This is a genomic window from Pseudomonas sp. BF-R-19, from assembly GCF_019956445.1.
In the GTDB taxonomy this organism is placed as follows: domain Bacteria; phylum Pseudomonadota; class Gammaproteobacteria; order Pseudomonadales; family Pseudomonadaceae; genus Aquipseudomonas; species Aquipseudomonas fluorescens_BH.
Map to the genome: position 1 here is coordinate 310,186 of NZ_JAHBDN010000059.1, position 6,578 is coordinate 316,763.

Sequence of the window (6,578 nt, forward strand, 5' to 3'; positions counted from 1 at the left end):
CCCGCAATGGTGATCGTTGGTATGCACGCAGGGCCTGCGTTTCCCTCTGCCGGGGAAATTGCAGGGCGCCAGCATACTGCAAACGGGCGCACAAAAGCCCTGACGAAAATCAGCTTTAAACAGCTTTATGTCGGTCTGGCGATAGCGCCTGCAAAGATGAATTGTTAAAAGGGACCGCTCACTCATTGCGAAAGGATCTCGACCATGCCCGCAACCTTTACCAAAAGCGCCCTGTTACTGAGCCTGTTGCTCGGCCTCGGCCACGCACAGGCCGCCAGCGAACCCGGTCCCACAGCACTGGCGAACCGTTTGGGCATTCCGCATCCAGCGGTGATCGCCCACCGTGGCGCGTCTTTCGATGCGCCGGAATCCACCGCCGCCGCCTACAAGACTGCCCGCGACCTGGGCGCCGACTATCTGGAACTGGATCTGCAGCGCAGCAAGGATGGCGTGCTGTTTGCCCTGCACGACAACAATCTGCAACGCACCACCGACGTTGCCAGCAAATTCCCCGAGCGCAAGGACAGCCCCGCCAATGCGTTCACCATGGCCGAACTGAAAACCCTGGACGCGGGCAGCTGGTTCAATGCCGCGTACCCGGATCGCTCACGTCCCGCCTTCGCGGGCCTGAAGATCCTGACCCTCGATGAAATCATCGACATCGCCGAGGGCAACAGCCTGCACAAGCCCGGCCTGTACATCGAGACCAAGGAGCCCAAGCAGTTTCCCGGCATCGAACACGACCTCAAGGAAAAACTTCAGGACCGGGGCTGGCTGAGCCCGACCGCTTCGAAACTGGCAAAAAGCGAGCTGGCGGTCGGTCAGGGCAAAGGCAAGGTGGTCCTGCAGACCTTCGAGAAGAGCAGCCTCGAACTGCTGCAAAAAGAGATGCCGACGGTGCCGAAGATCCTGCTGTTGTGGGTCGGTGAAGGCAGTATCGAACCCAAGTCCAAGGTGACATTTGCCGAGTCCGGCGAAAAGGATAAAGCCGCTTACTACGCCAAACAGCAACCGAAGGACAAGGCCGAATTCCAGCACTGGGTCGACTACGCCAAGGCCCAGGGCGCCATCGGCACCGGCCCGTCCGCCGCACTGACCCAGGGTGGTGACCAGAGTTACTCGGATCTGGTGCAACCCTGGATGAACCAGTACACCCACGATCAGGGCCTGCTGGTGCACGTCTACACCATCGACGATGCGGTGGATTACCGGAAAGTCATGGACGCCGGAGTCGACGGCATCTTCACCAATCGCGCCAGCGAGCTGCTGAAGTTCTATAAACGCCCGGCGACCGCCAGTGTCGATCAGGTGTTGAAGAACAACGGGTTCTAAATGACCCAAGGTAACGAGTGGACTGGCCAACTGTGGCTCGGGCGTGACTATGCCCTGATCCACGGTCGGTCGGGGCGCACCGCGCCCCACTCTCACTACGCCCATCAATTGATCTTCGCACCCGACAAACCGGTGACCGTTGAGCTCGACGGCACGACAGTCACCGCCACTCGCCTGCTGATTCCTTCACACGTTCGGCATGCCATTATCGAAGCACCGGATCCGCTGTTCACGCTGTATGCCGAGCCGCTGGTCTTTGATGCGCCGACACTCAGCCAGGCAATGTCGGACGCCGAGCAGTCTCTGCAAGGTCTCGATCAGGCGGTGCGCAACTGTTCGCGACGCGCACCGACCGACCCACGGATAGAACGCGCCATCGCTGCCATCGATATATCCCTGGCAAACAAAGTGGCCACGCGCGCGGTAGCCGACACCGCTCATCTATCCATGAGCCAGCTACAGCGACTGTTCGTCAGCCAGGTCGGCTTGCCGGTGCGCAGGCTGGTGCTGTGGCGACGCCTGCGTCTGGCGATGGAATTGATCCTGGCGGGCGAAGCCGTGACGCTGGCGGCCCATGCGGCCGGGTTTGCCGACTCGGCGCACTTTTCCCGCAGCCTGAAAAAACTCTTTGGCGTGACCGCCCGCGAAGCCTTGCGGCATCTCGACCTGCAACTGCTGGACTGACTCAGCGACGCAACGCTGGCGGCACGAGCGGCTCTTCTGCCAGCGCTATCGACTCAAACGGGTCGAGCAACTGCGCCACATAATCCACCGGAAAATCCGGACGGCTGCCGATCCCGAGATCACCTTGGCGAACCTGATAGTCCTGCGTGTAAAACCCGGTCCCCAGCAGCCAGTCCCACAGGTTGAAGAACAAGGCGAAATTGACGTCGCCAGCTTTGCCGTACTTGATGTGGTGAAAGCGGTGCATCGGTGCCCAGGCAAAGATCCAGCGCCAGGGACCGGGGCGCATGTCGACATTCGAATGCTGCAGCAAAAGCTGGATCGCCATGGCGAACGCCAACAGCGCTGCAATATCTTGAGGGATGCCAAGCACCAGCAGCGGCAACAGCCCCGCCGAGGCTTCCAGCATTTGATGCAGCGGATGTTTCATCAAGCCGTTGAAGCCATACAGGCGTTGCACACTGTGATGGACCGCGTGCAATCGCCACAGCCAGGGCAGTCGATGACTGGCGTAGTGCATCAGGCTGACCCCGGCGTCTGCGACGAAAATCGCCAGCCCCAGTTGCAGCCATAACGGCCAGCCCTGTGGCCACGCACCCTCAATCGCCAGCAACGCCACCAGAGCCGGCAATGCCAAAAGCCCGAGGGCGCCCAAGGTTTCGTTGATGAGTGCGTGGAGGATGTCCCGCCGACGATCGCCGGCGCTGCGGTTCCAACAAGCTTCATAGGGCAGTGCCCATTCAGCCAGGAACGACACCAGCAAGGCTGCAATAAACAGCAGCATCAACCACAGCGTCGACAGGCCACCGACACCGATCAGCCACACCCCTGCCCCGATGAATCCGCCCCAAAATACCGGTGCGTACAACCCCGCAATGATAGTTTTCATCGCCACCTCCATTGATTGAAGGCAAAGCATGCGAGTTGATCCGGGCACAGAATTGAACAAACGAAGCAATCGAACGCTCAGTTTTAAGGGTGAATTAAGTTGATACGACTATCCTGATCCCACTTGAACAACTATCCCAAGGAAAGAACTCATGAAGACTTTGACTGCCCTCTTCACCGCTGCCGCCCTGACGCTCACCGCTGGTTTGGCCCAGGCCAAAGACGTTCCTGTCGACCAGATCCCTCAGCTGGTGAAGGAGGGCAAGATCAAGCCTATGGAAGAGTTGAACCAGATCGTGTTGAAGCTGCACCCGGGGGCCACCATTACCGACAGCGACCTGGACAAACACTCCACCATCTACGAGTACGAAGTCGAACTGCGTGATGCCAGCAACGTTGAATGGGACGTGGATTTGAACGCCACCACCGGCGAAGTCCTGAAGAACAAAAAAGACGTCTGATGCACACAACAAAGAGCCGCACGGTTTTCGGATCGTGCGGCTTTTCTGCGTCTGGATGATTGATCAGGCCGACGTGCTGACCATGGCGTTTTTTTTCCAATGTGGATTCAGGTTCAACCCGTCATCGACACCCTATATCTGCACTTGAGACCGACTGTGTACCGACTCGATAAGGAACCCGGTACACAGTCCCTTTCATCAAGCGCTCAGGCGCGCCGTCACCTCATTCAACCGCCCCGACAAACCGTGCAGGTTGGTGCTGGCCGCTTCAGTGCGCTGCACGTTGTCCAGGTTGGTGCTGGCGATGCTGGTGATCTCGGTGAGGTTGCGCGAGATGTCTTCGGCCACTGAGGTCTGCTCTTCGGCGGCAGTGGCGATCTGGCGGTTCATGTCGCGGATGGCTTCCACGGCCAGGGTGATGCGTTCGAGCATGGCGCCGGCCTCCGTCACTTGCTGCACGCTTTGTTCGCTGCGCGACTGACCGCTTTCAATCGCCTGGGCCGCTTCGATTGCACCGGTCTGCACGGTCTGGATGATCTGGTTGATCTCGATGATCGACGCCGCCGTGCGCTGGGCCAGGCTGCGCACTTCATCGGCCACCACCGCGAAACCGCGCCCGGCCTCACCGGCACGGGCCGCTTCGATGGCCGCGTTGAGCGCCAGCAGGTTGGTCTGTTCGGCGATGCCGCGAATCACTTCCAGGACCTTGCCGATGCGCCCGCTGTCGGTTTCCAGTTGGCGGATGACCGTGGCGGTGTTGGCGATTTCACCGCGCATCTGGGTAATGGTATGGATGGTGCCCTGCATGACTTTTTCGCCCTGCTGGGCGGACTGGTCGGCATCGTCGGCGGCCCGCGCCGCTTCGGCGGCATGACGGGCGACTTCCTGTGCCGTAGCGGACATTTCGTTCATCGCCGTGGCCACCTGATCGGTGCGGTTGAACTGCTCGTTGGTACCGCCGGCCATCACGGTGGCGATCGAGTTCAACTCACCGCTGGCGCTGTCCAGGTCCGATGCGCTGCGCTGCAAACGGCTGAAGGTTTCGGCGAGGAAATCGCGCAGGGTGTTGGCGGCCATCGCCAGTTTTCCCAACTCGTCCTGACGGGTGCTGGCCACGCGCTCGGCAATACGCCCCTGGCTGAGTTGCGCCACGTATTCGATCAGTTTGCGGATCGGTTCGACCAGGTTGCGGTTGACCAGCCACAGGCTCAGCAGGCCGATCAGCAACCCCGAAACCAACATCACAATGATCCCCAGCATCACCGTGCGATCGGCAGCGGCGCTGATCAGGGTCGATTGCTCGACACCCTGCTTGCGCAACTCGCTGACCAGTTCGCTCATCTGATCGCTGGCGGCGCGGTCCACGCCCTTGACCGCTGTGTCGCCCGCCGTCGGGTCACCACCGGCGGCCACGAACGCGTCCCGGCCCTTCTGATAGGCCGCGCCCAACTGGCGATGTTCGTCACACAAGCGCTCGATGCGGCTCTTGAGTTGCGGCTCGATGCCCTTCTGCGCAGCCAGCTCGCCAAGGATGTTTTGCACATCGCGCTGACGGTCTTCGAATTGCCCCCAGTACTTGCTCAGGTCCGCCGGTTGCTTGCCGCGCAACAGGACGTTTTTCCACTCCTGCACCTGCACCTTGAATTGCAGGTTGGCTTCATCGATCAATTGCGAGGTATGCAGCGGGCCCTCGATCAGATTGGCGTAGTTCTGCACGCCGCTGGAAAGGAAGTGAAAGCACGCCAGGGCGATCAACAGCATCGCCAGCAGGCTGCCGCTCAGCAGGGCGAGAATTTGTGCTCTCAGGGACTTTTGCAAAAGCATCGAATGGTACTCATGACAGGAATGAGGCACGCCCCGGTAAGGCGTGAAAAGTGTCCGGACATCCCTGTCTGCGGTCCCGGCCTAGGCCTGCGGCGCGCAACTCAACCCAAGCGTGATCGGCTAGCCAGAGCGATTCTTGAGAACATCCCGACCGCCGGTAGAGCAATCGTTTGCGTTATTTTCCTGTCACAAAAACGTCACCCCCGCTTGCGATGATGCCGCTCAAGTGAACCTGCGAAACCGCGACAGGCGTCTCCCCTTGCGAGCCCTCATGAACCACAGCATCGATCACAGTCATCGCGACACGGATCTGTTCGGCCTGCTTTACGGTTTCACCTTTCGCCCCGGTGAGGCCGGCCGGGAAATCAATTCCGCCGAGGCCTTGCAGTACCTGCAACAGCCGGAAAGCGACGAGCAATTTCTCTGGCTGCACTTGAACCTCGCCCATGCCGCGTGCGAACGCTGGATGAAAAGTCATCTGGAGTTGCCCGAGGAATTTTTCGAGGCGCTGCACGAAGGCTCGCGCTCGACGCGCATCGAACATGTCGACTCCGCGTTGCTGGCGGTGGTCAACGATGTGGTGTTCAACCTCAGCAACATGGTCTCGTCGGATGTCTCGACCCTGTGGGTGTGCGCCCGCAGCCAATTGATCATCAGCGCCCGCCTGCAACCGCTGCACTCGGTGGACAAATTGCGCTCGTCGGTGAAGGCCCGGGAGTGCTTTCGCTCCCCGCTGGAGTTGCTGGTGCATCTGCTGCGCGACCAGGGTGAAGTGCTGACCCAGATCGTGCGCAAGACCAGCCAGAGCGTGGACCAGATCGAAGATGAATTGCTCTCTTCGCGGCTGTCGACCAACCGCGCTGAGCTGGGTGCCAATCGCCGGGTGCTGGTGCGCTTGCAACGGCTGCTGGCGCTGGAGCCGGGCTCGTTGCTGCGCCTGCTCAACCGGCCGCCGCAATGGCTGCAAAAGGAAGACGTGAAGGAGTTGCGCAAATCCACTGAGGAGTTTGCGCTGATCATCAACGACCTCACGGCGCTGGGTGAGCGGATCAAGCTGTTGCAGGAAGAGATCGCCGCCAACATCAACGAACAGACCAACCGCACGCTGTTCACCCTGACAGTGGTGACGGTGCTGGCGCTGCCGATCAACATCATCGCTGGTTTCTTCGGCATGAACGTCGGCGGCATTCCGCTGGCCGATGATCCAGAGGGCTTCTGGATCCTGGTGGCGCTGGTCGCGACCTTTACCGTGATCGCCGGGCGCTGGGCGTTTCGCAAGCAGCAGGATTACTGACCGCAGCTGGAATCTTGTGGGAGCGGGCTTGCTCGCGAAGGCGTCAGGCCAGTCAATATCAATGTTGAATGACACACCGCCTTCGCGAGCAAGCC

General features: G+C 60.4%; 6 protein-coding genes. 4 read left to right on the forward strand and 2 right to left on the reverse strand.

Features of this window, described 5'->3' with window-relative positions:
* The first annotated feature begins 204 nt into the window (after positions 1–204).
* Positions 205–1,332, forward strand: a complete 1,128-nt coding sequence (locus tag KGB28_RS17630; protein ID WP_223446681.1) for a glycerophosphodiester phosphodiesterase — start codon at positions 205–207, stop codon at positions 1,330–1,332.
* On the forward strand, positions 1,333–2,016 hold the full coding sequence (locus KGB28_RS17635; RefSeq protein WP_223446683.1) for a helix-turn-helix transcriptional regulator: 684 nt from the start codon (positions 1,333–1,335) through the stop codon (positions 2,014–2,016).
* Position 2,017: 1 nt separating this feature from the next.
* Here the strand turns inward: KGB28_RS17635 and KGB28_RS17640 are convergent, their stop codons facing one another.
* On the reverse strand, positions 2,018–2,905 hold the full coding sequence (locus tag KGB28_RS17640; RefSeq protein WP_223446685.1) for a sterol desaturase family protein: 888 nt from the start codon (positions 2,903–2,905) through the stop codon (positions 2,018–2,020).
* A gap of 151 nt (positions 2,906–3,056) precedes the next feature.
* Between KGB28_RS17640 and KGB28_RS17645 the strand changes: the two genes are divergently transcribed.
* A complete protein-coding gene (locus KGB28_RS17645) occupies positions 3,057–3,365 on the forward strand; it encodes a PepSY domain-containing protein (protein WP_150674262.1) in 309 nt (102 codons plus the stop codon).
* 198 nt (positions 3,366–3,563) lie between these two features.
* On the opposite strand, the gene KGB28_RS17650 is transcribed toward KGB28_RS17645, so the two are convergent.
* Entirely contained in the window at positions 3,564–5,189 is a 1,626-nt protein-coding gene (locus tag KGB28_RS17650) for a methyl-accepting chemotaxis protein (RefSeq protein ID WP_223446687.1), read from the reverse strand.
* A 271-nt stretch (positions 5,190–5,460) separates the two neighbouring features.
* Here KGB28_RS17650 and KGB28_RS17655 point away from each other — a divergent pair, with 271 nt between their 5' ends.
* Positions 5,461–6,483: a transporter gene (locus tag KGB28_RS17655; RefSeq protein WP_223446689.1), complete on the forward strand. Its 1,023-nt coding sequence runs from the start codon at positions 5,461–5,463 to the stop codon at positions 6,481–6,483.
* Positions 6,484–6,578: the final 95 nt, after the last annotated feature.

Bases quoted from the DNA above. Each gene is read 5' to 3' on its own strand.
- KGB28_RS17630 (WP_223446681.1), top strand. From the start codon at position 205: ATGCCCGCAACCTTTACCAAAAGCGCCCTGTTACTGAGCCTGTTGCTC.
- KGB28_RS17635 (WP_223446683.1), top strand. From the start codon at position 1,333: ATGACCCAAGGTAACGAGTGGACTGGCCAACTGTGGCTCGGGCGTGAC.
- KGB28_RS17640 (WP_223446685.1), bottom strand. From the start codon at position 2,905: ATGAAAACTATCATTGCGGGGTTGTACGCACCGGTATTTTGGGGCGGA.
- KGB28_RS17645 (WP_150674262.1), top strand. From the start codon at position 3,057: ATGAAGACTTTGACTGCCCTCTTCACCGCTGCCGCCCTGACGCTCACC.
- KGB28_RS17650 (WP_223446687.1), bottom strand. From the start codon at position 5,189: ATGCTTTTGCAAAAGTCCCTGAGAGCACAAATTCTCGCCCTGCTGAGC.
- KGB28_RS17655 (WP_223446689.1), top strand. From the start codon at position 5,461: ATGAACCACAGCATCGATCACAGTCATCGCGACACGGATCTGTTCGGC.